We start from the raw sequence: 25069 nt of genomic DNA, 5'->3' as shown, positions 1-25069 counted from the left end.
AGATCCGCATCCGGCCTAACGTTCCGCCGCGTCCGCAACCCCGCGGACCACGGCGAGAGGCCCGGGATGACCCACGACGAGTTGATGGCGGAGGCCTGCCGGTTGGCGGCGGAGTCGGTGCGCAAGGGCTGGGGCGGCCCGTTCGGCGCCGTCCTCGCGAAGGACGGCGAGATCGTCGCGCGCGGCCAGAACCGGGTCCTGCTCACCGGCGACGTCACCGCGCACGCCGAGGTCGAGATGCTGCGCAAGGCCGCGACGGTGCTGCACCCCTACGCCCCGACGATCGCCCCCGAGCAGCGCGCCGAGGGCCACCTCGCCCTCGTCCCGCGCCCGGAGGGCTCCGCGGACGTCGTCGAGGCACGGGCCCGGATGTTCATGGGCACCGAGGTCTACACCAGCGGGATCCCCTGCCCCATGTGCATGGGCGCGATCTACTGGGCCCGCTGCGACGCCGTCTACTTCGCCAACGACCTCGAGGCCACGCGCGGGGCGGGCTTCGACGACCAGTTCCAGTACGAGGACTTCCAGCGGCCCCTGAACGAGCGCCGCATCAAGATCGAGCAGCTCCGCCCGGACCTCGGGGCGGCGGTGTACGAGGAGTACCTGACCGTCCCCGACCGCCACCCCTACTGATGAGCGCCGACCCGACCACCGACCGGGCGACCGACCTGGTCACGGTCGTCGTCGCCCACCACGTCCCGGTCCACGACGAGGCCGCCTTCCTCGCCTGGCAGCAGCGGATGACCGACGCCGAGCGCCGGTCCCCGGGCCACCGCGGCACCGAGCTGCACCCGCCGGTCGCGGGCGTGCAGGACGACTGGGTCGCGGTGACCCGGTTCGCCTCCGAGCACGACCTGGAGACCTGGCTCGACTCCCCGGAGCGCGCCCACCTGATCGGCGAGAGCGAACGGTTCCGCGACTTCCGGCTCCAGCGGGTGCCGGCCTCCTTCGGCAGCTGGTTCCCGACGACCGGTGCCCCCGGCCCGGTCACGCCGTCCTGGAAGACGGCGTTGTCGGTGCTGGTCGGGCTCTACCCGACGGTCGTGCTGCTCACCCTCGGGCTCGCCGCGCTGTGGCCGACGGCCCCGCTCTGGGCGGCCCTGCTGGTGGGCAACGTGGCGTCGGTGAGCGTGCTGACGTGGGTCGTCATGCCCGTCGTCACCCGGGCCCTGGGCCGCTGGCTCGAACCCGCGTCCGACACGCCCCAGCCTCGGACCGACGTCGTGGGCACGCTCGTCTCCCTCGGGGTGCTGACCGTGGCCGCCGCGGTGTTCGCCCTCGTCACCTGACACCCCTACCCACGGGTAGCCGACCGTGGTGGGATCGGGCCATGGCGCCCACCCACGTCGTCACGAACCAGGCCCCCGACCTCGTCGGGTTCGACGCGGCCGCCGACCCGCCCCTGCTCGAGGCCCTCGAGCGGGAGGGCGCGGGCTGGTCGCTCGACGACCTGCACGAGACGGGCCGTCGGGTGGGCAGCGCCGAGGTTCGCGAGTGGGCGGACGCCGCGCACCGCAACGAGCCGCGGCTGCTCACGCACGACCGGGTCGGGAACCGCGTCGACGAGGTCGACTACGACCCCGGCTACCACGCGCTGCTCGGCGAGGCCGTGCACCGCGGGTTCGCCGGGGCCGTGTGGGAGGGCCGCCCGGGGCAGCACGTCGCGCGGGCGGCGGGCTTCCTGGTGTGGTCGCAGGCCGAGGCCGGCCACGGCTGCCCGGTGTCGATGACCCACGCGGTGGTGCCCGCGCTGCGGGCCGCGCCCGAGCTGTTCGCGCAGTACGGGCCGGGCCTGATGTCCCGGAGCTACCAGCCGGGGCTGACCGACCCGTCGTCGAAGGCGGGGCTGCTGGCGGGCATGGGGATGACCGAGAAGCAGGGCGGCTCGGACGTCCGCACGAACACGACCACGGCGACCCCGAACGCCGACGGCACCTACACCCTCACCGGCCACAAGTGGTTCACCTCGGCGCCGATGTGCGACGTCTTCCTGGTGCTCGCGCAGACCGCCGCGGGCGTGACCTGCTTCCTCGTGCCGCGCATCCTCCCCGACGGCACCCGGAACCCGTTCGCGATCCAGCGCCTCAAGGACAAGCTGGGCAACCGCTCGAACGCCTCGTCGGAGCCGGAGTTCGACGGGACGATCGGGTTCCGGATCGGCGACGAGGGCCGCGGGGTCCGCACGATCATCGAGATGGTCGCCTGCACCCGCCTGGACAACGCGCTCGGCTCGGCGGCCGGGATGCGTGACGCCGTGCGCCGCGCCGTGTGGCACGCCCGGCACCGGTCGGCGTTCGGGTCGGCGTTGATCGACAAGCCGCTGATGCGCGCGGTGCTCGCGGACCTGACGGTGGAGTCGGAGGCCGCGGTCGCGCTGTCGATGCGCCTCGCGGGCGCCCAGGACCGGGCCGCGACCGACGAGCACGAGGCCGCCTTCCGCCGCATCGGGGTGACGCTCGGGAAGTACTGGATCTGCAAGCGTCAGACCGCGGTGGTCGGCGAGGCGCTGGAGTGCCTCGGCGGGAACGGGTTCGTCGAGGAGTCGGGGATGCCGCGGCTGTTCCGCGAGTCGCCGCTCAACTCGATCTGGGAGGGCTCGGGCAACGTCAACGCGCTCGACCTGCTCCGGGTCCTCGCCCGCGAGCCGGCCGCCGTCGAGGCGTACCGCGCCGAGGTCGAGCTCGCCGCGGGCGCCGACCACCGGCTCGACGCGGCGTGGAAGGCCGTCCAGGACGACCTCCGCGACGTCGCCGAGGACCGCGCCCGCTGGCTCGCCGAGCGTCTCGCGATCGTGCTGCAGGGGTCGTTGCTGGTCCGACACGCGCCGGCCGCCGTGGCCGACGCGTTCGTCGGCTCGCGCGTGGCGGGCGAGCACGGTGCCGCCTTCGGCACGCTCCCCCCGGGTGTCGACGTCGACGGGATCCTCGCCCGGGTCCCCCTCGGCTGAGTCCTTCCCGACGGCGGGTGCGCGCCGCGCAAACAATCCGCTCCCCCACCGACACAGGTCTGCAGACCCCCGCGCGCCGCGCACACGATCCGCTCCACCACGGACACAGGTCTGCAGACCTCCGCGCGCCGCGCACACAATCCGCCCCCCCGGCGGACACGGGTCTGCATACCCCTGCGCGCCGCGCACACGATCCGCTCCCCCACGGACACGGGTCTGCATACCCCTGCGCGCCGCGCACACAATCCGCTCCCCCACGGACACGGGTCTGCAGACCCCTGCGCGCCGCGCACACCGTTCTCGGCCGAGGCGGCGTCGGCTCCTGGACCGGCCCTCAAGATCACGTCGAGTGGACCGTCATGGCTGTTCCGAAGATCGACATCAGCCCTGAGCGTCCACTCGACGTGATCATGAGGAGGGGGGCGTGCGCTCGTCCCGGTGCGTGCGCCACGCAGAGGAATCTCCGCACCCGGCCGGGTCGCCGAGCGGAATGTGTGCGCAACGCGTAGGAGTCCGCGGAACCGCTCGCGTCGCCCGGCAGATCGTGTGCGCCGCGTGCAGGACTCCGCGAGACCGGTCCCGGCGCCCAGCGGACTGTGTGCGCGGCGCGGAGGACTCCCCCAGACCGGTCGTGTCACTTAGCGGCGTGTGTGCGCGACGCGCAGGAGTCCCCGGAATCGCTCGCGTCCACGGACGGACTGTGTGCGACGCGCAGCGGCACCGGCACGGGCACACCCGTCGTCATGAAGGTCGTTCCGCGGACGGCCGCGCGGCACTAGCGTCCCGGGCACCATGAGTGAGCTGCTCCCCGGTGTCGAGGCCGGGACCGTCGAGGCCCGTATCCGCATCCACCACCTGACGTCGGGCCCGGCGGACGGCGAGCCGGTCGTGCTGGTGCACGGCAACCTGTCGACCGGCCGGTTCTTCGAGCACCTGATGTCGCCGGCGAGCGACCGGTGGCGGTTCCTCGCCCCCGACATGCGCGGCTTCGGGCGCACGGAACCGGCCCCGATCGACGCCACCCGGGGCCTCGGCGACTGGGCCGACGACCTCGTCTCCTACCTCGACACCCTCGGGATCGAGCGCCCGCACCTCGTCGGGTGGTCGACGGCGGGCGCGGCGATCGCGCTGGTCGCGCGGCAGCGGCCGGTGGCGAGCCTGCTGTTCCTCGATCCCGTCAGCCCGCACGGCTACGGCGGCACGCTCGCGGACGGGCGGCCGTGCTTCGCGGACTTCGCCGGGTCGGGCGCGGGAGTCGCCAACCAGCAGTTCGTCGCGAAGCTGCGCGAGGGCGACCGCTCCGGCGACGACGCGCTGAGCCCGCGCAACGTCATGGCCGGCACCTACTGGTCACCCGACTTCCGGCTGCCCCAGGAGCGCGAGGACCTGCTCGTCGACGAGATCCTGCTGTCGCAGATCGGCGACGACGGCTACCCCGGCGACGCCACGACCTCGGAGAACTGGCCCGGCGCCGCCCCCGGCACGCGCGGCCTGCTGAACGCGCTGTCGCCGAAGTACTGCGACTGGTCGTGGCTGCCCGAGCTGGACCCGAAGCCGCCCGTGCTGTGGACGCACGGCACCCGGGACGTGGTGGTGGCCGACGGCTCGATGCTGGAGCTCGGCACCCTCGGGCAGGTCGGGATCGTGCCGGGCTGGCCCGGGGACGACGTGTTCCCCCCGCAGCCGATGGTGTCGCAGATCCGCGAGGTGCTCGCCCGCTACGAGCAGGCGGGCGGCCGGGCGCGGACGGAGATGTTCGCCGAATCCGGTCACGGTCCCCACGTCGACGCCGCCGAGCGCTGGCTCGAGGTCGCGACGGAGTTCTGGGCGAGTGCGTGACAGCCGCGAGAAGATCACGGTGGTCGTCGCGGACGACCACGAGATGTACCGCGACGGCGTCGTCCGCGCGCTGACCGGCAGCGGCTGGATCGACGTCGTCGGGGAGGCCGAGGACGGGGACGCCGCGCTGGCGGCCATCGTCGAGCACCGCCCCGACGTGGCGCTGGTCGACCACCGGATGCCCGGGCTCGACGGGACGGAGATCGTCCGACGCGCCGCGCGCGACGGCGTGGCCACGCGCATCGTCGTGCTGTCGGCGTTCACCGACCCGACGCTCGTGTACGGCGCCCTCGAGGAGGGGGCGGCGGGCTACCTGCCGAAGGAGACCCGTCGTCGGGAACTGGTCGAGGCGGTCCGGACGGCGGCCGACGGCGGCACCGTGCTGCCCGCGGACCTCGCCGCCGGGCTGGCCGGGGAGATCCGGCACCGCCGGGCCGACCGAGGACCGGCACTCTCCGAGCGGGAGACCGAGATCCTGCGGCTCATGGCGCAGGGACTGACGACCCCGGCGATCGCGAAGCAGCTCTACGTCGCGCCGAGCACCGTGAAGACCCACGTGCAGCGGATGTACGAGAAGCTCGAGGTCACCGAGCGGGCGGCGGCCGTGGCCGAGGCGATGCGGCGCGGGCTGCTGGAGTGAGCACGCCGGCCGAGCGGGCGCTCGCGCAGTTCCAGGCCGAGGCCTCGCGGACGACGAGCCTGCTGCGGTTCGGCCTGGTGGCGCTGCTCGGTGTGACGGGCGCGCTCGACCAGACGCGTGTGGAGGGCGTCGGGTTCTGGGTGGTGCTGGCCGCCTACGGGCTGTTCGCCGTCGGCTGGTTCACGCGCGTGACGCGGCGGCCGGTGGCACCGACGACGGGGCTGGTCGCGACGACGACCGACCTCGTCGCGATCACGGTCCTGGCCCTGCTCGCCGGGGGCGGCGGGACCCTGCCGACGCTGGCCTACGTCGTGATCCCCGTGATGGCGGCGTTCCGGTACCGGCCCGCGCTCTCCGCGGCGGTCGGGGTGGCGACCCTCGCGTCGTTCGTCCTCACGGCGGCGATCGAACGGCCCGCGATCGAGGTCACCACCCTCGCCGCCGAGGCCGCGGTGCTCACGCTCGTCGCGGTGGCGACGTTCCTGCTGTCGGTGGTCCTCGCCCGCCGGGCCACCCGCATCCGTGCCCTGCTCGCCGACGCCGACGCGCTGACCGCCCAGGCGCTCGACGCCGAGGCCCGGGAGCGACGACGGCTCGCCGAGGACCTGCACGACCACGCGCTGCAGACGCTGCTCGTGGCCGGCCAGGAGCTCGACGAGCTGGACGGCGCCGAGGCCGCCGACGACGCGTTGCGCGCAGGCATCCGGGAGATCCGCGAGGTGGTGTTCGCGCTGCACCCCTACGTGCTCGACGAGGCCGGGCTCGTGGTGGCGGTGCGGCGGGTCGCGGAACGGGCGGCCGCGCAGGCCGGGTTCGCGGTGACCGTGGACGGCGGGACGTTGCCGTCCGGGCCGCACGACCGGCTGCTGTTCGGGGTGGCCCGTGAGCTGCTGACGAACGTCGCGAAGCACGCCCGGGCGGCGCACGTGACGGTCGCGCTGCACGACGGTCCCGGGGGACGGTCGCTGGAGGTGGCCGACGACGGGGTCGGGATCGACCCCGCGGTGCTCGCGACCCGGCTGGCCGACGGTCACATCGGGCTGGCCTCGACCCGGGCGCGCGTCGAGGGGGTCGGCGGGACCTTCTCCCTGGACACGACGGGCCCCGGGACGCGCACCGTGGTCCGGGTGCCCGGCCCGTCGGGGCCCGCCGGGACGTTCTAGGCGAACTTCGGCGGCCGCTTCTCGGCGAACGCGGTGAACGCCTCCTGCAGGTCGGCGCTGGGCAGGAACGCCGCGTTCCAGGCCGCGACGTAGCGCAGGCCCGCCTCGACGCGGGGCGCACGCTCGGCGTCGAGCACGTCCTTGATGCCCCGGGTGACGAGCGGGGAGTTGGCGGCGATGCGGCCGGCGAGCTCGAGGGCCCCCGCGGCGAGCTCCTCGGCCGACCCGAAGGTCCGGTTGACCAGACCGATCCGCTCGGCCTCCGCGGCCGGGACGTCGTCGCCGGTGAGCGCGAGCTGACGCAGGTGCCCGTCGCCGACGATGCCGACGAGACGCTGCAGCGACCCGATGTCGGCGACCATCGCCATGCGGACCTCGCGCACCGAGAACAGCGCGTCGGCGCTCGCGAGGCGCACGTCGCAGGCGGTCACCAGGTCCACGCCGCCGCCGACGCACCAGCCCTCGATCGCGGCGACCGTCGGGGTGGGGCAGTCGGCGACCGAGGTGATCGAGCCCTGCAGCTCCCGGACGTGGCGCAGGAACCACTCGCGGTTCTTCGCGCTCGGATCGCCCAGCACGCCACCGAGCGAGCCGGCCGCGGCCATCAGGTCCAGGCCGTAGGAGAACCGGCCGTCGACGCCGGTGACGACGATCGCGCGGGTGTCGGGATCGGCGTCGAGGGCCGCCATGACCCGGGGCAGCTCGGCGAAGAAGGTCGGCGACATCGCGCGCGCCACGAGCGAGACCCGGGCGACGTGCTCGGCGGGCCGGTCGACGGCGAGGGTCTCCAGGGTTTCGGGCAACGTGGTCATACGTCGGACTAGATCACCCGTCGTCCGGCCGGTTCAACCCGACCCGGCGACGCCGAGCACCCGGTCCAGGCCGGTGAGCCGCAGTGCCCGCGCGACCTGACCGTGGACGCCGCGCAGCCCGAACGACCCGCCGGCGGCGTCGATGCGCTGTGCGGCCCCGAGCAGCACCCGCATGCCGCAGGAGTCGCAGTAGGGCACGGCGGCGAGGTCGACGACGAGGTCGAGCGGCGCGTTCGCCCGCGCGATCTCGTGGTCGATCGCGGCCTCGAGCGCCTCGTGGTGGGTGTAGTCGATGTCGCCCGCGACGACCAGGAGGACCCGGGGCCCGACGTCGGGCACCTGTTCCTTCTCGGTGCGGACCGCGAACTCCGGCGCCTCCGGGCTCATGCCACGCCCGTCCCGGAACACGCCTCCTGCACGGGCTCGGAGCGGAGCAGCGTGGCCGTGCGGGGCGAGTCGGCGAGGCGGGCGGCGAGGTCGTCGACCGCGGGCCGCAGCTCCTCGCGGGTCAGCCCGCCGGGCACGGCGACGGTGCCGACCCAGCGCACGAAGCGGGCGAGCAGCCCGGGGTCGTCGACGTAGACGGCGGCGGCCAGGAAGTCGACGAGGTGGCCGAGGTCGTCGGTCAGCTGGTCGTCGGAGAGCGGGTCGGTGCCGTACCCGGCCCGCACGCGCGCGGCCAGCCAGGCGACCAGTTCCGGACGACGGGTCCGGAGCAGGGACTCCTCCTCGCGGGAGGCGTCGTCGACGCGCCCGTCGTCGCGCCGGGGCAGGGTGCCCGCGAGCAGGGCGGCCGCGGCGCGGGCGTCGGGGGCCCAGCCGTCGGCGCCGACCGCGGTGGCCCACTCCCCGGCCGGACCGAACGCGGCGCCGCCGGCGACGATCGGGACGCCGGACGCGCGGCAGGCCTCGACCATGCGGCGGGCCGCCGGCAGGCGGGAGGGCAGCGAGCTGGAGACCGCGACGACGTCGGGCCCGGTCTCGTGCAGATGCACCGCGAGCTGGGCGGCGGGCACGCTGGAGCCGAGGAAGGTGACCTCCCACCCGTGCCGGGCGAGCACCTCGGCGAGCAGGCGGGCGGGCAGGGCGTGCCACTCGCCGTCGAGGCAGGCGACGGCAATCCGACCGACGCCGGTCGGCGGGTCGGCCGGGCGGTGCCGGGTGACGGCCGAGACGACGCGCTCGGAGATGTGGGTGGCGATGTGCTCCTGCACGACGGTCCACGTGCCGGCCGCCCAGCGCTCGCCCACCTCGCGCTGCGCCCCGGCGACGACGTCGAGCAGCACGTCCTCGACGTCCAGGCCGGCGTCGAGCGCGGTGAGGGCGACCGCGATCGCGCCCTCCTCGTCGGAGGCGGCGAGGCGGTCGAGGTACTCCGCGCGGAGGGTGGTCGTCGACGTCGTCGGAGCGGTCACGCGCGCCTCCCGGTGGGCGCCTGCAGGGCGAGCAGCGCGACATCGTCGTGGTCCCGCCCGCCCAGCCAGCCGCCGAGCAGCTGCAGCACGCGTTCGCAGATCACCTGGGGCGGGGCCCCGACGCAGCCGGCGAGCGCGGCCTCGAGGCGCTCCTCGCCGTAGAAGTCGCGGCCGGTGGGCCCACCACGCGCCTCGGTGACACCGTCGCTGTAGAGCAGACAGGTGTCGCCCGGGGCGAGCACGACCTCCGCGGCGCCGACCTCGGCGTCCCGCAGCGCGCCGACGAGCGAGCCCGCGACGTCGACCTCCTCGACGCGACCGTCCGCCCGCAGCACGTAGGGCGGCGGGTGGCCGCCCGTGGCCAGCCGCAGCCGCGACCCGCCGTCGGGAAGGCCCGCCGCGTCGCCGAGCACCATCGTGGCGAAGCGCGGCATGGCCACCGCCGCCCCCGGGGTGCCGGGGGCGTCGAGGTCGGCGGCATCGAGCAGGGCGACGTTGAGCAGGCGCAGGAGGGTCGCCGGGTCCTGCTCGACGAGTCGCAGCGCGTGCAGCGACTGCCGGACGCGGCCGGAGAGCACGGCGGCCTCGATGCCCTTGCCGCACACGTCGCCCAGCAGGAACGGGGTGCGGCCGGCGTCGGTGCGGGGCAGCACCTCGTAGAAGTCGCCGCCCACCCGGAGGCTCTCCCGGGCGGGGCGGTACGCACTGCCGACGAGCAGGCCGCCCGCGGTGTCGGAGGGCAGGGGCGGCGGTTCGAGGCTCGCCTGCAGCACGTGCCCGAGGTGGGCCTGCTCGCGGTAGAGCGCGGCGGCCGAGAGCGCGGTGCCGACGCGGACGGCGTACTCCTCGCCCAGCGGCAGGGCGTCGGCGTCGGCCGCCGGGCCCACCAGGACGAGCACGCCCTGCACGAGGGCGCCGGGCACCGGGACGACCACGACCTCGCCCGCCGGCCGCTCGTTCCAGACCGGCAGCTCGGCGAGCTCGACGGTCACCCACGGGTCGACGGGCGCGCGGCCGACGAGCGCCTCGTGCAGCCGGGGGGCGGAGCGCAGCGCGGTCCGAGTCAGCTCCCCGGTGTGCGGCCGGCTCTCCCCGCCGTCGGCGCGGGCCCACCGGACGGTGTCCGAGCCGTCGGCGAGCATCACCAGCACGGTCGGCGCGAGGACGCCCGCCGCGAGGGAGACGGCGGTGCGCAGGGTGCGGTCGAGGTGGAGCACGCCGTGCAGTGCACGGCCGGCCTCGGCGAGGAACTGGGCCCGGGCCTGGGCGCGCACGAGCGAGGCCGACCCCCGGCGCTCCTCGGTGACGTCACGCAGGTACCAGCAGGTGAGGGCGTCGACCACCGCGCCGTCCTCGTCGAGCCGCACCGCCCGCGCCGCGAGGACGCGGCCGTCGATCTCGGCCTCGAAGCCCGGCCGGGCCCGGACGAGCGCGTCGGTGAGGGCGTCGTACCCCGCGTCCGCGACGACCGTCCCGACGACGAGGCCCGGCAGCAGCCGCGCGGCCGCCGGGTTCGCGGCGTGCACGATCTCCTCGCCCCCGGGGTGGACGGGGCCGGTGACCAGCACGGCCTCGGTCAGCCCGGCCAGCATCCGTGCCTGCAGGCTGCGCAGACCTCTCGGCGGTGTCGGCGTGGGAGCCCCCGCCGGCATCGTCGGGTCCATGCGTCCCACGGTATCTCCCGGAGTCGGCCCGGCTCGCGGGACGGTGGATGACGCGGCGCGTCGCGGGGAAAGGAAGGGCCATGAGCTCCCTGACCTACGAGCACGCCCGCACCATCGTCGCCGAGGCGCTCAAGCACGGCGAGTCGGCGGGCTACAAGCCCCTCACCGTGGCGGTCCTGGACACCGGCGGCCACCTCGTCGCGCTCGGCCGCGCCGACGGGTCGGGCTTCCTGCGACCCGACGTCGCGATCGCCAAGGCCCACGGCGTCATCGGCCTGATGATGGACAGCCGCGCGATCGCCCAGCGCGCGTCCGACTCCCCCGAGTTCTTCACCTCGGTCGCCGCCCTCGCGGGTGGGAAGGTGTTCTCGGTGCCGGGCGGGGTCTTCATCGTCGACGCGGACGGCGAGGTGATCGGCGCCGCCGGCGCGTCGGGCGACGCCTCCCTCGCCGACGAGGAGGCCGTCGTCGCCGGGATCGAGGCGGCCGGGCTGGTGGCGCGCACAGGGGCGTAGGCCCCCGCCGGTGGCGGCGACGGCCCGTCGCCGCCACCGGACGACCGTGTGCACCCGACCACGTTCGGTTGCTACCAATCGATCATCCCGGCTAGCTTGTATCCATGTCGTCCACCAGTGGTGCCTCTGCGTGCTCCGCTGCCGACCTCGTCTACCGCCACGTCAAGGAACGGGTACTGACCGGCGAGCTCGAGGGCGGCCGGATGGTGAGCGAGGGCGAGATCGCGGCCGTGCTCACGGTGTCGCGCACCCCGGTCCGCGAGGCGTTCCTGCGCCTCGAGGTCGAGGGATGGCTGCGGCTGTTCCCCAAGCGCGGCGCGCTCGTGGTCCCGGTCGCCCCGCGCGAGATCGACGAGGTGCTCGACGCCCGGGCCCTGCTCGAGACGCACGCCGTCGCCGACGTCGCCGCCCGGCCGCACGATCTCGACGCCCTCGTCGGCGAGCTCGACGACGCCATCGCGGTCCAGCGCAAGACCCACGACGACGGCGACCTGCCGGCCTTCGTCGCGGCGGACGCCGAGTTCCACCGGCTCATCGCCGACGCCGGGGGGAACTCGCTGCTCACCGGCTTCTACCGCAGCCTGCGCGAGCGCCAGCAGCGCATGACCGCCGAGTCCGTCCGGGGCCGGAGCGCTGCCGCGGAGTCGGTGCTCGCCGAGCACCGGACCCTGCGCGACCTCATCGCCGCGGCCGACGTCGAGGGCTTCCGCGCCGCGCTGGTGACCCACCTGGACGACACCCACCGAGGAGGACGCACCCGATGACCGCGACCCTGGAGGACCGGGACGCACCCGTCGTCGGGCGCTCGACCAGCTGGCTCCCCGTGGGGCTGGCGCTCTTCGTGGTCGCGTGGGGCGGCAACCAGTTCACGCCGCTGATGGTGATGTACCGCGAGCTCGGCGGTTTCTCCACCGCGACGGTCGACGTGCTGCTCGGCGCCTACGTCCTCGGGATCGTGCCCGGCATGCTCGTCGGCGGCCCGCTGTCCGACCGGTTCGGGCGCAAGCCGCTCATGCTCGCCGCGCCGCCGCTCGCGATCGCCGGCAGCCTGGTGCTGGCCCTCGGCGGCGACACCGTGCCGCTGCTCTTCCTCGGCCGCGTGCTCGCGGGCCTCGCGCTCGGCGTCGCGATGGCCGTCGGCTCCACCTGGATCAAGGAGCTCTCCGGCACCGGCGGCGCCTCGCGCGCGGCCATGTCGCTGACCCTGGGCTTCCTGCTCGGGCCCGCCGCCGCCGGGGTGCTCGCCCAGTGGGCGCCGTACCCGGAGGTCCTCTCCTACGCGGTGCACGTGCTCGTCGGGGTGCCGCTGGGCCTGCTCGCGGTGCGGACCGCGGAGACGCTCGCCGCCCCCACGTCGGGACGCCTCCGCGACGACCTCCGCATCCCCGTCCGCGGGCACCGCGAGTTCTGGACCGTCGTCGCACCCGTCGCGCCGTGGGTGTTCACCTGCGCGGGGATCGCCTACGCGGTGCTGCCGTCCCTGGTCGCCGCGGCCGTCCCCGGCCACGCCGTCGCGTTCGCGGCCCTCATGACCGCGGTGACCCTCGTGGCCGGTGTCGGCGCCCAGTCGCTGGCGAAGCGGCTCGGGTTCGACGACGCCCGGGGTGGCATGGTCGCCGCGCTCTTCGCCGTCGTCGGGATGGCGCTCGCGGCGTGGACCGCGGCGACCCCGGGCGTGGTGCTCGCGATCGCCGCGGCCGTCGTCCTCGGCGTCGGCTACGGCTTCGCGCTGGTCAGCGGCCTCGCCGAGGTCCAGCGCCTGGCCGCCCCGCGCCACCTCGCCGGGCTGACCGCCGTGTTCTACGCGCTCGCCTACGTCGGGTTCATCGTTCCCGCCGTGCTCGCCGTGGCCTCCCTCGCCGTGTCCTACAGCGTGCTGTTCGGGGTCCTCGGCGGCCTCGCGCTGGTCTCGCTCGCGGTGGTGGCACGTGGCCGCCGGGTCACGACGACGGGTGCACCACGGCCTTGAGCGCCATCGGGTCCCGGCGGGCCGCGAGGAGGGCGCCGACGGCGTCCTCGAGCGGGTGGTGCGAGGTCACCATGTCGTCGAGCCGGATCCGGCCGGTGGCCGCCAGGTCGATCGCCGCCGGGTAGACGTGGGCGTACCGGAAGGTCCCCTTCACCACGAGCTCGCGGGCCTGGACGACGTCCAGCGGCAGGGTCACGGTCGCCCCGGTCCCGACGAGCACGACGGTCGCGGCCGGCGCGGTGGCCGCGACCGCGAGGTCGATGGCGGGCTGCACGCCGGTGCACTCCAGCACCACGTCGGCCTGCCCGAGCACCGCGTTGACGACGGCGAGGCCCGCGTCGTGGTCGTTGGCGTCGACGACGGCGGTCGCGCCGTACTCCGTCGCCGCCTCCCGGCGCAGCGCCATGACGTCGGTGACCACGACCGCCGACGCCCCGCGGGCGAGCGCCACCTGCAGGCACAGCAGTCCCACGGGCCCGGCCCCGCTGACCAGCACGCGTGAGCCCGGGCCGATGTCGGCCTTCGCCGCCGCGTGCAGTGCCACCGACAGCGGCTCGATGAGCGCGGCGGCCTCGTCGGACAGGGTGTCCGGCACCGGGTGCGCCCGGTGGGCGGGCACCACGACGTACTCGGCGAACGAGCCGTCGACCGGCGGCGTCGCGAAGAACTGGATGTACGGACACAGGTGGTAGCGGCCCTGCCGGCACTGCGCGCACTGCCCGCACTCCTCCTGCGGCTCCACCGCCACCCGGGTCCCGACGACGGGTGCGGTCACCCCGGGCCCGAGAGCGGTCACCACGCCCGCCGTCTCGTGCCCGAGCACGAGCGGGGCGTGCATGACGAACCCGCCGATGCGCCCGTGGTCGTAGTAGTGGACGTCCGAGCCGCACACGCTGACCGCGCGTACCTGCACCTGGACGTGCCCCGGACCCGGTTCCGGGATCTCCCGGTCCTCCAGGACGACGTGGTCCGGCTCGGTCAGGACGGCGACGCGCTGCATGCCGCCCAGTGTGCGCGTCAGGGCACCTGTGTGCGGATCCGCCGGGCGGGCGTGAAGACGCGGAGGTCGAGCATCCCGGGCGGGTCGGCCACCCCCGGGCCGCCGGCGTGCACCCACGCCACGATCTCGTCCTCGGTGTCGCGGTCGAGCACCCCGAGCAGCCAGACCGGCTTCCCGCCCGCCCGCCGCCCCTCGGGCGAGGGCGAGACCACGGCGACGGTCGACTGGGCGCAGGCGTCGAGGCAGTCGGAGAGCTTCACCCGGCCCGCCCCGGCCGTCCCCTCGCGCAGCCGCTCGACCTGCCCGGCGTGGTCGACCCCCGGGTGCTTGCGGACGGTGCCGCAGCAGCAGCCCCGGCAGAGGGTGACGGTGGGGCCCGAGGAGGAAGGCATCGTCTCCACCGTAGCGATCTCGCCCCGGGGGCGGCGCCGGGCGTGTTACGGGGTCGCGTCGACCGTCCGGCCTGCAGCCCTGCTTCACGCTCCCCCTCGCTTTTCTCGCTTCTCCTCCCGGCGGCCGCGCGCCAGGGTCCGGACATGGTCGATCCCGCCGGGCTCTGGGTCCCGCTCGTCACCCCCTTCACGTCCCGCGACGAGGTCGACCTCGACGCGCTGCGCCGGCTCGCCACCGAGGTCCTCGACGACGGGGCGCGGGGCCTGGTGGCCCTCGGCACCACCGGCGAGCCGACGTCGCTGACGCCCGAGGAGCGGCGCGCCGTGGTCGGCGTGTGCGCCGAGGTGGCGGCCGCGCGGGGCGCCGGGCTGATGGTGGCGGCCGGGACGAACGACACCCGGAGCACGCTCGCCCGGCACGCCGCCCTCGCCGACGTGCCGGGTGTGACCGCCGCGCTCACCGTGGTGCCGTACTACGTGCGGCCCACCGAGGCGGCGGTCGTCGCGCACCTGACCCACGTCGCCGACCGGTCCCCGGTGCCACTGGTGGTCTACAACGTGCCGGCGCGGACCGGGCGCGGTCTGGGCGCGACCGCGCTGCTGGACCTCGCCGCCCACCCGCGGATCGTGGGGCTCAAGCAGGCGACCGGCGCCCTCGACCTCGACACCGCGGCCGTACTCGCCGCCGCTCCCCCGGACTTCGCCGTCCTCGCCGGGGACGACGCGTTCATCGCCCCCACCGTGCTCCTCGGCGGGCGGGGCGCGATCGCGGCGTCCGCGCACGTCGCCACGGACCGGTTCGCGGCGCTCGTCGCCGACGGGCTCGCCGGCCGCGCGACCGCCGTCCGGGACCACCACGACGCGCTCCTGCCGCTGGTGACCGCCCTGTTCGCCGAACCCAACCCCGTCGTCGTGAAGGCCCTGCTGCACGCGACCGGCCGCATCGCGACCCCGGACGTGCGCATGCCGCTCGCCCCTGCCTCGCCGGCAGCCCTCGAGCGCGCGGCGGCCGCGGTCGGGCGGGCCGGGACCTCGGGTCACCGTCGGACGTTCGCGGACCGTGATCGTCAGGGGGTCGGGTTACCGTGAGACCGATCCCGTTCCCGAGCCGCGGAGAGCCCCCATGACCACCGTCGCCCCGGCACCCGTCGTCGCCACGCTGCGGGCGTCGCTGCCCGCGGACCGGGTGGTGGACGACCCCGACGTCCTCGCCTCCTACGCGCACGACGACGCGGAGTGGGCGCCGTGGGAGCTGCCGGCGGCGGTCGTGCGCCCGCTCGACGCGGCGCAGTGCCAGGCGGTGGTGCGGGCGTGCCTGGAGCACAGGGTGCCGGTGGTCCCCCGCGGTGCGGGCACCGGCCTCTCGGGCGGCGCGAACGCCGTCGCGGGCAGCGTCGTGGTGAGCCTCGAGCAGATGACCCGCATCCACGAGATCGACCCGGCCGAGCGGCTCGCCGTCGTCGAGCCGGGGATCGTCAACGACGACCTGCGGGCCGAGTGCGCGAAGCAGGGCCTCTGGTACCCGCCGGACCCGGCGTCGAGCCCCTGGTCGACCATCGGCGGCAACGTCGCCACCAACGCCGGCGGCATGTGCTGCGTCAAGTACGGCGTCACGCGGGACTACGTCCTGGGCGTCCAGGTCGTCAACGGCCTCGGCGAGCTCGTCCGCCTCGGGCGCCGCACCGCCAAGGGCGTCGCGGGCCTCGACCTCGCGGGCCTCATGGTCGGCTCGGAAGGCACCCTCGGGCTGATCACCGAGATCACCGTCAAGCTCCGTCCCGCCCGGGCGCCCGAGCAGACCGTCGCCGGGTACTTCGCGAACCTCGTCGACGCCGGCCGCGCGGTCGCCTCGATCACCGCCGCCGGTCTGACGCCGAGCGCGCTCGAGCTGGTGGACAGGACGTGCCTGCAGGCGGTGGACGACTGGAAGAACCTCGGCATCTCCGCCGAGGCCGACGTCCTGCTGCTCGGCCGTTCCGACGCGCCGGGCGCCGCCGGGCAGGCCGAGGCGGAGGAGATGATCCGGCACTTCGACGCCGCCGGCGCCTCCTTCTCCGCCCGCGCCGCCGACGCCGAGGAGGCCGACGCGCTGTTCGCGGCCCGACGCCTGGCCTACCCCGCGCTCGAACGGCTCGGGCCGGTGCTCACCGAGGACGTCTGCGTCCCGCGCGCGGCGGTGCCCGAGATGCTCGCGCGCATCCAGGCCATCGGCGAGCGGGCCGGCACCACCATCGCCAACATCGCCCACGCCGGCGACGGGAACCTGCACCCGCTGCTGGTCACCCCCGTCGGCGACGAGCCCGCCCGCGAGCGCGCCCAGGCCGCGTTCCACCAGATCATCGCCGACGCGATCGACCTCGGTGGAACGGTCACCGGCGAACACGGCGTCGGCCTCCTCAAGCGTGACGGCCTCGTCGCCGAGCAGTCCCCCGAGAACCTCGCCATGCAGCGCGCGGTCAAGGCCGCCCTCGACCCGCACGGCATCCTCAACCCGGGCAAGGTCCTGTGAGGCGCATCGTCGCCGCCCTCCTCGGCGTCCTGCTGGGGACGTGGGCCGTCGGGACGGCGCGTGCTCTCGCGCGGGTCGCACCCGAGCTGCGCACCCCGCGGCTGCTGATCTCCTACGCCCGGGTGCCCCTGGCGGTGCTCCCGGCGCTGCGCGCCCGGATGCGCGAGGACACGGCGGTCGCGCCGGGCGTGGAGGTCACGGAGCGGACGGTTCCGGGCGGAGTCCCGGTCCTCCTCTACGACGGCGGGTCGCGGCCCACCCCCAGCGGTGCGTTGCTGTGGATCCACGGCGGCGGGCACCTCGTGGGGCACCCGGGCATGGACCACGACCTCGCGAGCCGCTTCGCCGCGGAGGCGGGCGTACTGGTCGTCAGCGTGGACTACCGGCTCGCCCCCGAGGACCCGTTCCCGGCCGACCTCGACGACTGCGTCGTCGCCCTGCGCTGGTTGCAGGACCACGCCGCCGAACTCGGCGTCGACCCGGACCGCATCGCCGTGGGCGGGGCCAGCGCCGGCGGCGGACTCGCGGCGGCCACCGTGCACCGCGCGCACGACGAGGGCCGCCCGGTCGCGTTCGCGCTGCTCGAGTACCCGATGCTCGACGACCGGACGGCGCTCGCCCGCGTCCCCGGCGGTCGCGGCCGGTTCGTGTGGGACGCGCGGATGAACCGCCGCGCGTGGACGGCCTACGTGGGGCGCCCCGCGGGCTCGGCCGGTGTGCCCGACGGCGCCGCGCCGGCCCGTCGTCGGGACCTGGCGGGCCTGCCGCCGACCTGGATCGGGGTCGGCGACCAGGACCTCTTCCACGACGAGGACGTCTCCTACGCCGGGCGGCTGCGTGCCGCCGGGGTGCCGGTGGAGCTCCACGTCGAGCCCGCGATGTACCACGGGGCCGACGCGAACGTGCCGGCCGCGCCGTCGATGCGCGCCTTCCGGGGACGCATGGTGACGGCGCTGCGGACGGCCGTGGGCTGACGTCGGGCCGGGCCGACGCCGCTCAGGGGCGCGCGGTGCCGTGGATCCGGACCGCGCGGCGGGCGTAGATGCGCGGCGCGATGCGCGGCACGATCGCCCGCGGGAGCGCGGGAGCCGCGGCGAGCATCGTCGCGAGCACCTCGGGGTCGCCCTCGTAGGCGAACATCCCGAACACCAGCGGCAGCACGGGCTTCGGCACCGCCGCCGCGCCGGCCTCCCCGACCGCGGCCCACTCGGCCTCGGTGAGGTGCACCGCCGCGAGGGGCAGCAGGGTGCGCTCCTCGAGGTCGAGGTGCTCGGCGAGCAGGCCGTGCAGGTCGGACAGGGTCGTGACCAGCGCGTCCCGGCCCGCCGCGTCGACCGTGGCGGTCCAGGTCCGGCGCGCCGCGGCGACCCGGTCGAGGGCGGCGTCGATCTCCACGTGCTGCGCCTCGGCCGCCTCGAGGCGGGCGAGGGCGGCGTGTGGAACCCGGTCGCGCAGCGGCGGCCACAGGAGCTCGTCCTCGCCCTGGTGATGGTGGTGGAGCAGGTCGCACAGCAGCCGCAGGTGCTTCCCGACGGCGGCGGCCCGGCGCCGGTCCCCGAGAGCCACCCGGCCGACGGCGGCCGGCGCGAGGCGGAACTCGCGGAGCAGGGCGGTGTGCACGACGAGCATGTCGCGGACGTCGACGGGGGGACGCTCCGGCGTCCGGGTCACGGGCGGGCAGACCCAGCCGGCCTGCAGGTGGTCCCACCAGCAGCGGGAGTCGTGGCGGTGGCGGGACTCGAGGGCGTTCGTCGTGGTCATGGCATCGAGCCTGCGGCGCCCGCCGGGCCGGTCCCATCCCAGGAACCTGGGGTTCTCCCCCACCGGTTCCGGGCGCAGCATGGTGGCCATGGGGGGATCCCGAGCACTGCTCGACCGACTGCGACGCATGCCCACGGTGGCCGCGGACCGCGACGCACTGGCCCGCACGGTCTACACGGCCGTCGCGCGTCACGTGGCGTTCGACTTCGCCTGCTTCGCCACCACCGACCCGACGACCGGCCTGATCACGTGGGCCTCGAAGACCCGCGACCTCGGGGTCGGCGACGAGGAGTTCGCCGCCACCGAGTACGGCCCGCCGGACGTCAACGGGTTCGGCGAGATCGCCCGGCGCCGGCCCCCGGTCGGGGTGCTCTCCGTCGACACCGACGGGGACCCCGACCGCTGCCGGCGGCACCGCGAGTTCATGGCGCCCCGGTTCGGTTTCACCGACGAGATCCGGGTCGCGTTCACCGACCGCGGGGCGATGTGGGGCGCGCTCGCGCTCTACCGGGGTCCCGGTGACCCGCCGTTCACGGCCGGCGAGGGCGACCAGCTGGGCGTGGTGAGCACGGTGGTGGCCGAGGCGATCCAGCGCTGCCTGTTCCGGGCCGACCGCGACGTCGTGCACGCGGCCGCCGACCCCGGACCCGCGGTCCTCGTCGTCGACCGGACCGACCAGGTCACGCACCTGACCCCGGCCGCCGAGGTGACCATCGGCGAGCTCGGCGGCCGGGAGCACGGGCAGCTCCCGGCGAGCATGCTCGCGGTGGTCGCGAGCACCCGTCGTCAGGAGGTCCCGGGGCAGTCGCGGGTCCTCGGCGCCTCGGGCCGCTGGCTCAGCCTGCGCAGCGCGCCGTTGTCCGGACCGGGCGCGGAGGGCCACGTCGTCCTCACGGTCGAGCCCACGTCCCGCGCGGAGCTGAGCCGGCTCGCCCTCGCCGCGCACGGCCTCACCGCCCGCGAGGAGGAGGTGGCGCTGCTCGTGCTGCAGGGCGTCGACACCCGGGGCATCGCCGCCTCGCTGCACCTGTCGCCGCACACGGTGCAGGACCACCTCAAGGTCGTGTTCACCAAACTCGGTGTGTCCAGCCGCCGCGAGATGACGGCCCGGCTGGTGCTCTGACTCAGTAGGCGATCGCGCCGGCCTGGCCCGACTTGGCCGCGGCCAGGAACGCCTGCCACTCCGCACGGGACAACACGAGCGTGCCCTGCTCGGCGTGTCCGCCGTGGCGCAGCTCGACGCTGCCCGCGTCGACCCGCCACTCGACGCGGTCGGTGCCGCTCGCGAAGCTGCTGGAACGCCAGGTCGTGTCCACGTCGTCCGTCCTCGGGGGTCGTCGGTGATCATGCGGGTCCGACGCTAGGAGCAGCTCTTCGTCGCGGAGGGGCTCTTGACGCGGCGTTGACGGAGGCCGGTCGGACGTTGACGTCCTCGAACAGGCCCACGGTGTCGGGGGGCGTCGCTACGCTGCGGGGCATGACAGCCGAGCCGGTCGCCGGGGAGGGGCCGCTGCCGCGCGGGGCGTCACCCGCCCAGGTGCGGGACCGTCTGCCCGAGCCGGAGCGCAGCCGCTTCCTCGCCGAGTACGAGGCCGCCCTCGACGAGGCGCGCCGCACCCTCGACCTCGCACCGGTCCACGCTTCCGTCGAGCACTACCGGGCCATCGCGATTCTGTGGATGGACCCCGACCGGTTCCGCGCTGCGGTCCGCCGATGGGCGGAGATCGTCACCGAGGCACCGATTCCGGATGACGAGCCGTTCGAGGTGACCCGCCGCAAGGCGGGCATTTGACGGGTGTACCGGGTCCAGCTGGTCGATGAGGTCGTCGCCGCCCTCGAGGCGATGCCACCGCCGCTGCTCACGGCGTTCGCGGAACTGCGTGTCGCCCTCGAGCTCTCACCCTCGGACCTCGGGAGGCCGTACTCGCCGACAACGCTCACCGGGCTCCGCGTCGCCGTGATCGGGGACGAGAGCACGGCCTTCGTCGTCTTCGGTGTCATCGAACGCGACCGCGTCGTGACCGTCGTCGAGGTGACCTACCTCTGACTCGGTCCGCCCGTCGCGAAGGTGACATCAGGCATGCCCGAGCGGTGCCGAACCTGCGTGTTGCCACTCTCGCGGACGGACTCGCGCGCCGGCCGACCGACGATGTGACGTTCCTGGCGCCCGGTGACAGCAGTGACACTTTCCTGCCAGGGGCACCAGGTGCTCACGCCGCCGAGGCCGCCACCCCCGGGTGCTCGACCCGGTCCGCCATCCACGGCAGGACCAGCTGGAACGCCGTCGTCGCGAACTGCCACGAGTGCCGGCCCGGCTGGGTCGCCACCGTGCACGCGATCGCCCGCGTCTGCGCCTGGGCGCACAGCTGCCGCGCCGCGGGCAGTTCCTGGCCGGTCGCTCCCCCGCCGCCGCGACCGCCGATCCCGGAGGTTCCCGACGGCGGGTGGTAGGACCCGGGCGGGCGGGCGCCGGGCGGGCGTTGCCCGGTCCCGCCGCGGTAGCCGCCGTACCCGCCGCCGCCGCTGTCGGAGCTGTCGTCGAACCACCCGGCGGTGTCGGCGTAGGGCGCGTGCGCGGCGAGGACGGTCGCCGGGTCGTACGCGGCCCAGGCTGCGGCGTTCCCACCGTAGAGCCGGTCGATCGTCTGCTGCTTCGTGCCGACCTCGGGCCCGGCGTCGCCGGCGATGTCGTCGAAGGAGTCGAACAGCTCGGGGTGCATCACCGCGAGGTCGACCGCGCAGGTCCCGCCCATCGACCAGCCGACCACGCCCCAGGCGCGGGGGTCGGACGAGACGCCGAAGCTCTGCTCGACGTAGGGCACCACGTCCTTCGTGAGGTGGGAGGCCGCGTTGCCGCGCGGCCCGTCGACGCACTCGGTGTCGTTGTTGAACGTCCCGCCGGCGTCGGCGAACACGAGGACGGGCGCGAGGCCGCCGTGGGCGGCGGCGTAGGCGTCGGCGCTCTGCACGGCGTTCCCGACCCGGATCCAGTCGGCCGGGGTGTTGAACTCCCCGCCGATCATCATGATCGCGCCGAGCGCCGGGCGGGGTCCGGCCGCGAAGTACGCGGGCGGCAGCCACACGTCCTCGTCGCGGTGGGCGAAGCCGCTCGCGGTCGACGGGATCGACACCGTGACGACGGCACCCGTCGGCCGCGGGTGTCCGATCATCCCGGGCAGCGCGTCGGCGTCCACCTGGTCGGGCAACGGCCCGGCGTCGAGCTCGGACCACCCCTCCTGCACGGTGGTCACGTAGCCGACCCACTGGTTGCCGACGACCGCCACGCACACCAGCGACAGCGGGACCACGAGCACCGACAGGCCGCGCCGCCACCACGGCGCGCGACCCCAGGTGACGATGACGGCCACCACGGCCGCGACCGCCAGCCCGACCCACACCCACAGCAGCGCCGGCGCCGGGTCGGACGCGAGGCCGCTCCCGGCGAACGCCCACAGCACGGCGAACGCCCCGACGACCCCGAGCACCACCACCGCGAGCAGCCGCACCCAGCGGCCCCGGACCTGTCGTCGGGCCAGGACCAACGGCGCGAGGACGGCGAGCAGCGCGACGAGCACCACCGCCTGGACGGTCCACGGCAGCCAGCCGTCGAGCAGGGACAGGCCACGCTGATATCCCACGCTGCCAGGGTGCGGTCCGAGCGCATGATCACGACCAGCGCCGGCTGTGCGTGGGCTGTGAGTCAGCCCGGATCGAGCTCGTCGACCTCCTCCTCGACCTGGCTGAGCACCACGGTCCCCACGACGATCGCGGCGACGCCGCCGACCACGCCGATCAGGCGCAGGTCGAACGGCACCCGCTCGCCGAAGACCGTGAGCCCCCACAGCACCGCGACGAGCGGGTTGGCGAGCGTGATCCCGGGCTGGGCCCAGATGAGGTCGTGGGCCTGCAGCGCCTGCTGGAGGAGGACGAACGACACGGTCCCGCCGACGAGGACGCCGTAGAACTGCCAGGACGCGAGGACCCCGCGGACGCCCTCGGCATAGGCCGGGCCGAGCCCCGCGAGGAGCGCGGCGTTGAACCCGTACGTCACGCCGGTCGCGGTCCCGAACCACAGCGCCCGCTCACGGCCCCGGCCCGCCCGGCCGAGCACCACCAGCACGGCGAGCACGATCACGACGACGGTGGTCCCCACCAGCCAGCCCGTCGTCGTGGCGGCCTGCGGTCCGCCGCCGCGCGGGTCGAGGCTCGCGAGGAACGACCCGACGCCGAGGGCCATCGCCCCGACGGCCAGCCACGCCCGCCGGCCGAGCGGCGCCCCGATCAGCCGGGCGGCCAGCACCAGGGTGAAGGGCAGCTCGGCGACGAGCACCGGCTGGACGACGGTGATCAGGGTCAGCGACAGCGCGACCGCCTGGAGGGCGAACCCGAGCACGTGCGCGGCGATCCCCGCCGTCCACGCGGGCCGACGGAGCAGCCCGACGACGGTCCCGCGCCATCCCGACGACGGGTCGTGGTGGCGCGAGGCCGACCGCTGCAGCACCGAGCCGACCGCGTTGCTCGCGGCCGCCGCCACGGCCACCAGCACCCCGGCGAGCAGCATTCCCGCAGTGTGCCCAGGGCGGGTGCGCACTAAAGGCCGTGGGGACGACCTTTTCTGCTCACCGGCGTGCCGCGCACTCCGCGCCCCACACGCCGCGCCGCGCCTGCTCCGCGCGGTCCTGCGCGGCGCGGACGGCCGGCATCCGTTCCGGTGGCGCGTCGGCGGCGTAGGCCTTCACCGTGCCGGCCTCCGCCGCGAGCACGGCGTAGTCGTCCTGCGGCAGCGAGACCCAGGCCAGGGCGCGGGAGAAGCGGTCCGAGCGCCCGTCGCCGACGAGGGTCACCGCCTGCCCGGCCAGCGTCTTCCGGGCGAACTGCTGCGCCTGCTCGGCGTAGCAGCGCTCCGGCGGCTGGACGCCGAGCGCCCGCACCCGCAGGGTCCGCCCGTCCTCGAGGCGGACGTCGACCGTCACCGGGTCGGCCACCGCCAGCACCGTGGCGCGCGCCCCGGTGGGAGCGGCCGCGAGCAGTTCGGGTGCCGCGGCCGGCGAGACGGTCGGCGGCGCGGGGGCCGCGGCCGGCAGGGGCGGGACCGGGACCGCCCCGGAGAGCACCGCGACCCCGCCGAGCAGCGCGGCCAGACACGCCATCGCGAGGAGCACGCGCGGTGCGGTCCCGGTCGTCACGCGCGACAGTGTGACGCACCGTGAAAATCTGCCCGCAACCGGTCACCTTCAGTAGCTTCGGACACCTTTCACCGGCAGCTGCCGCACCCCGAGCACCCCTCGCGGGTAGGGCTGGAGTGCCTCCGTCGAGACCGTCGCCGGCGACAGCGCGTGGTATCGGGCGGTCAGCTCCTCCAGGGCGACCCGCCCCTCCACCCGGGCCAACGGCGCCCCCAGACAGAAGTGCACGCCGTGACCGAAGGCGGTCTGCGCACCACCTCCGATCCCCCGGTCCAGGACGAACGCCTCCGGCTCGGCGAAGGCCTCCTCGTCGTGGTTGGCCGACAGCAGCCAGGGCATCACGAACCGGTCGGCCGGGATCGTGACCCCGGCGATCCCGACCGGCTCCGTGGTGACCCGCGCCGTCATGACGAACGGGCTGCGCAGCCGCAGGACCTCCTCGAGCGCCGCCGGGATCGTGGTCGGGTCCGCGCGCAGGCCCTCCCACACCCCGGGGTGCTCGGCGAAGGTGCGCACGGCATTGCCCAGCAGGACCGTGGTCGTGATGTGTCCGGCGAGCAGGAGCAGCAGCGAGAAGTTGGCCGCCTCCTCGTCGTCGAGCCCGGCCGCGACCAGCGCCGAGACCAGGTCGTCGGTCGGGGTCGTCCGCCGCTCCTGCACGCGCGCGGTGAGGTAGGCACGAATGTCGGCCATGGCCTCGGCGACGCGGCTGCCCAACGTGGGGTCGGTGGGGTCGTCGACCTGCATGGAGAACAACCGGTCCGCCCACGTTCGGAAGAGCGGGTGGTCGGCCTCGGGCAGGCCCAGCATCTCCGCGATCACGGTGACGGGCAGCGGGAACGCGAGGGCGTCGACCAGGTCGAACGACCCGGCGTCGGGAAGGGAGTCGAGCAGGCCCCGCGTGATCTCGCGGATGCGCGGCTCGAGGTCGGCGACGCGGCGCGGCGTGAAGGCCGTGGAGACGATGGAGCGCAGCCGGCGGTGCTCGGGCGGGTCGATCTGGGTGAGCATGCCGCGCGACACGGCGGCGGTGGCGGGCGCGAGCCGGCTGCGGTCCGACGAGAAGCGGGCGGGGTCGCGCAGGACGGCGAGGACGTCGGCGTGGCGGAACAGGTGGTACATCCCGTAGCGGTCGCGCCAGACGGGATGCTCGGCACGCATGCGGGCGAGCCAGGCCAGGAGGGCCGGTTCGTCGGTGGTGTCGGGGGCGACGGTGTCCGCAGGGGCCGGTTCGATGGTGGTCATGGCTGCCTCCTG

27 protein-coding genes are annotated in these 25069 nt (G+C 75.3%); 15 read left to right on the top strand and 12 right to left on the bottom strand.

The window, feature by feature from the left end; all coding sequences use genetic code 11:
- The first annotated feature begins 66 nt into the window (after positions 1-66).
- The 6 genes from A3CO_RS30285 (at position 67) to A3CO_RS30275 (ending at position 6589) form a co-directional block, all read left to right on the top strand.
- The gene (locus A3CO_RS30285; protein WP_018331253.1) at positions 67-633 is read left to right on the top strand and encodes a nucleoside deaminase; all 567 of its coding nucleotides are present in this window, start codon (positions 67-69) and stop codon (positions 631-633) included.
- Positions 633-1289, top strand: a complete 657-nt coding sequence (locus A3CO_RS30280; RefSeq protein ID WP_018331252.1) for a putative antibiotic biosynthesis monooxygenase — start codon at positions 633-635, stop codon at positions 1287-1289. The genes A3CO_RS30285 and A3CO_RS30280 overlap by 1 nt, the downstream gene beginning before the upstream one ends.
- Positions 1290-1330: 41 nt before the next feature.
- Positions 1331-2947: an acyl-CoA dehydrogenase family protein gene (locus A3CO_RS0105590; protein WP_018331251.1), complete on the top strand. Its 1617-nt coding sequence runs from the start codon at positions 1331-1333 to the stop codon at positions 2945-2947.
- 792 nt (positions 2948-3739) lie between these two features.
- Entirely contained in the window at positions 3740-4786 is a 1047-nt protein-coding gene (locus A3CO_RS0105580) for an alpha/beta fold hydrolase (protein WP_018331249.1), read from the top strand.
- The gene (locus tag A3CO_RS0105575; protein ID WP_018331248.1) at positions 4779-5426 is read left to right on the top strand and encodes a response regulator; all 648 of its coding nucleotides are present in this window, start codon (positions 4779-4781) and stop codon (positions 5424-5426) included. Before A3CO_RS0105580 ends, A3CO_RS0105575 begins: the two co-directional genes overlap by 8 nt.
- Positions 5423-6589 (top strand): sensor histidine kinase, encoded by a 1167-nt coding sequence (locus A3CO_RS30275; protein ID WP_018331247.1) that lies wholly within the window; start codon positions 5423-5425, stop codon positions 6587-6589. Before A3CO_RS0105575 ends, A3CO_RS30275 begins: the two co-directional genes overlap by 4 nt.
- Here A3CO_RS30275 and A3CO_RS0105565 read toward each other — a convergent pair.
- Genes A3CO_RS0105565 through A3CO_RS30270 form a run of 4 tightly spaced genes read right to left on the bottom strand, consistent with a single transcriptional unit; the run spans position 6586 to position 10480 of the window.
- Positions 6586-7401 (bottom strand): crotonase/enoyl-CoA hydratase family protein, encoded by an 816-nt coding sequence (locus tag A3CO_RS0105565; RefSeq protein ID WP_018331246.1) that lies wholly within the window; start codon positions 7399-7401, stop codon positions 6586-6588. The two genes, A3CO_RS30275 and A3CO_RS0105565, sit on opposite strands and share 4 nt — an antisense overlap.
- A gap of 33 nt (positions 7402-7434) precedes the next feature.
- Positions 7435-7788, bottom strand: a complete 354-nt coding sequence (locus tag A3CO_RS0105560; RefSeq protein WP_051085852.1) for an STAS domain-containing protein — start codon at positions 7786-7788, stop codon at positions 7435-7437.
- On the bottom strand, positions 7785-8816 hold the full coding sequence (locus A3CO_RS0105555; RefSeq protein ID WP_018331244.1) for a cobalamin B12-binding domain-containing protein: 1032 nt from the start codon (positions 8814-8816) through the stop codon (positions 7785-7787). Before A3CO_RS0105555 ends, A3CO_RS0105560 begins: the two co-directional genes overlap by 4 nt.
- Positions 8813-10480, bottom strand: coding sequence for a PP2C family protein-serine/threonine phosphatase (locus A3CO_RS30270; protein ID WP_084681580.1), 1668 nt, complete (start codon positions 10478-10480; stop codon positions 8813-8815). Before A3CO_RS30270 ends, A3CO_RS0105555 begins: the two co-directional genes overlap by 4 nt.
- 80 nt (positions 10481-10560) lie before the next feature.
- Here A3CO_RS30270 and A3CO_RS0105545 point away from each other — a divergent pair, with 80 nt between their 5' ends.
- The 3 genes from A3CO_RS0105545 to A3CO_RS0105535 all read left to right on the top strand — a co-directional run bounded on the left by A3CO_RS0105545 (position 10561) and on the right by A3CO_RS0105535 (position 12964).
- Positions 10561-10995, top strand: a complete 435-nt coding sequence (locus tag A3CO_RS0105545; RefSeq protein WP_018331242.1) for a GlcG/HbpS family heme-binding protein — start codon at positions 10561-10563, stop codon at positions 10993-10995.
- Positions 10996-11099: 104 nt separating this feature from the next.
- Positions 11100-11759, top strand: coding sequence for a GntR family transcriptional regulator (locus A3CO_RS0105540; RefSeq protein WP_018331241.1), 660 nt, complete (start codon positions 11100-11102; stop codon positions 11757-11759).
- Positions 11756-12964, top strand: a complete 1209-nt coding sequence (locus tag A3CO_RS0105535) for an MFS transporter (protein WP_018331240.1) — start codon at positions 11756-11758, stop codon at positions 12962-12964. Before A3CO_RS0105540 ends, A3CO_RS0105535 begins: the two co-directional genes overlap by 4 nt.
- On the opposite strand, the gene A3CO_RS0105530 is transcribed toward A3CO_RS0105535, so the two are convergent.
- A complete protein-coding gene (locus tag A3CO_RS0105530) occupies positions 12936-13964 on the bottom strand; it encodes an NAD(P)-dependent alcohol dehydrogenase (protein ID WP_018331239.1) in 1029 nt (342 codons plus the stop codon). The two genes, A3CO_RS0105535 and A3CO_RS0105530, sit on opposite strands and share 29 nt — an antisense overlap.
- Positions 13965-13981: 17 nt before the next feature.
- Positions 13982-14356, bottom strand: a complete 375-nt coding sequence (locus tag A3CO_RS0105525) for a hypothetical protein (RefSeq protein WP_033413803.1) — start codon at positions 14354-14356, stop codon at positions 13982-13984.
- Positions 14357-14500: 144 nt separating this feature from the next.
- On the opposite strand from A3CO_RS0105525, the gene dapA reads away from it, so the two are divergent.
- Genes dapA through A3CO_RS30265 form a run of 3 tightly spaced genes read left to right on the top strand, consistent with a single transcriptional unit; the run spans position 14501 to position 17839 of the window.
- On the top strand, positions 14501-15445 hold the full coding sequence (gene dapA, locus A3CO_RS0105520; protein ID WP_018331237.1) for a 4-hydroxy-tetrahydrodipicolinate synthase: 945 nt from the start codon (positions 14501-14503) through the stop codon (positions 15443-15445).
- A gap of 34 nt (positions 15446-15479) precedes the next feature.
- The gene (locus tag A3CO_RS0105515) at positions 15480-16865 is read left to right on the top strand and encodes an FAD-binding oxidoreductase (protein WP_018331236.1); all 1386 of its coding nucleotides are present in this window, start codon (positions 15480-15482) and stop codon (positions 16863-16865) included.
- On the top strand, positions 16862-17839 hold the full coding sequence (locus tag A3CO_RS30265; protein WP_018331235.1) for an alpha/beta hydrolase: 978 nt from the start codon (positions 16862-16864) through the stop codon (positions 17837-17839). The genes A3CO_RS0105515 and A3CO_RS30265 overlap by 4 nt, the downstream gene beginning before the upstream one ends.
- Positions 17840-17861: 22 nt before the next feature.
- Here A3CO_RS30265 and A3CO_RS0105505 read toward each other — a convergent pair whose 3' ends face one another.
- Entirely contained in the window at positions 17862-18626 is a 765-nt protein-coding gene (locus tag A3CO_RS0105505) for a hemerythrin domain-containing protein (RefSeq protein WP_018331234.1), read from the bottom strand.
- Between the two features lie 88 nt (positions 18627-18714).
- On the opposite strand from A3CO_RS0105505, the gene A3CO_RS0105500 reads away from it, so the two are divergent.
- On the top strand, positions 18715-19749 hold the full coding sequence (locus A3CO_RS0105500) for a helix-turn-helix transcriptional regulator (protein ID WP_033413800.1): 1035 nt from the start codon (positions 18715-18717) through the stop codon (positions 19747-19749).
- 1 nt (position 19750) lies between these two features.
- On the opposite strand, the gene A3CO_RS30260 is transcribed toward A3CO_RS0105500, so the two are convergent.
- Positions 19751-19942, bottom strand: coding sequence for a DUF397 domain-containing protein (locus A3CO_RS30260; RefSeq protein WP_018331232.1), 192 nt, complete (start codon positions 19940-19942; stop codon positions 19751-19753).
- Positions 19943-20103: 161 nt separating this feature from the next.
- On the opposite strand from A3CO_RS30260, the gene A3CO_RS0105490 reads away from it, so the two are divergent.
- Positions 20104-20418 carry a DUF6247 family protein gene (locus A3CO_RS0105490; protein WP_026204306.1) on the top strand — a complete coding sequence of 105 codons (315 nt, stop codon included), beginning with the start codon at positions 20104-20106 and terminating at the stop codon, positions 20416-20418.
- Positions 20419-20421: 3 nt separating this feature from the next.
- Positions 20422-20673, top strand: a complete 252-nt coding sequence (locus A3CO_RS0105485; RefSeq protein ID WP_018331230.1) for a hypothetical protein — start codon at positions 20422-20424, stop codon at positions 20671-20673.
- 163 nt (positions 20674-20836) lie between these two features.
- Here the strand turns inward: A3CO_RS0105485 and A3CO_RS30255 are convergent, their stop codons facing one another.
- The 4 genes from A3CO_RS30255 to A3CO_RS0105465 all read right to left on the bottom strand — a co-directional run bounded on the left by A3CO_RS30255 (position 20837) and on the right by A3CO_RS0105465 (position 25057).
- Positions 20837-22264, bottom strand: coding sequence for an alpha/beta hydrolase (locus A3CO_RS30255; RefSeq protein WP_018331229.1), 1428 nt, complete (start codon positions 22262-22264; stop codon positions 20837-20839).
- A 62-nt stretch (positions 22265-22326) separates the two neighbouring features.
- On the bottom strand, positions 22327-23187 hold the full coding sequence (locus A3CO_RS34905; RefSeq protein WP_018331228.1) for a DMT family transporter: 861 nt from the start codon (positions 23185-23187) through the stop codon (positions 22327-22329).
- A 58-nt stretch (positions 23188-23245) separates the two neighbouring features.
- Positions 23246-23812, bottom strand: a complete 567-nt coding sequence (locus A3CO_RS35345) for a thermonuclease family protein (RefSeq protein WP_211214399.1) — start codon at positions 23810-23812, stop codon at positions 23246-23248.
- A 48-nt stretch (positions 23813-23860) separates the two neighbouring features.
- Positions 23861-25057, bottom strand: coding sequence for a cytochrome P450 (locus A3CO_RS0105465; RefSeq protein WP_018331226.1), 1197 nt, complete (start codon positions 25055-25057; stop codon positions 23861-23863).
- Positions 25058-25069 lie beyond the last annotated feature (12 nt).

This window comes from Actinomycetospora chiangmaiensis DSM 45062, assembly GCF_000379625.1.
Classification (GTDB): domain Bacteria; phylum Actinomycetota; class Actinomycetes; order Mycobacteriales; family Pseudonocardiaceae; genus Actinomycetospora; species Actinomycetospora chiangmaiensis.
Note: the sequence above shows the minus strand (reverse complement) of the source record. Positions and strands in the feature narration are given on the sequence as shown.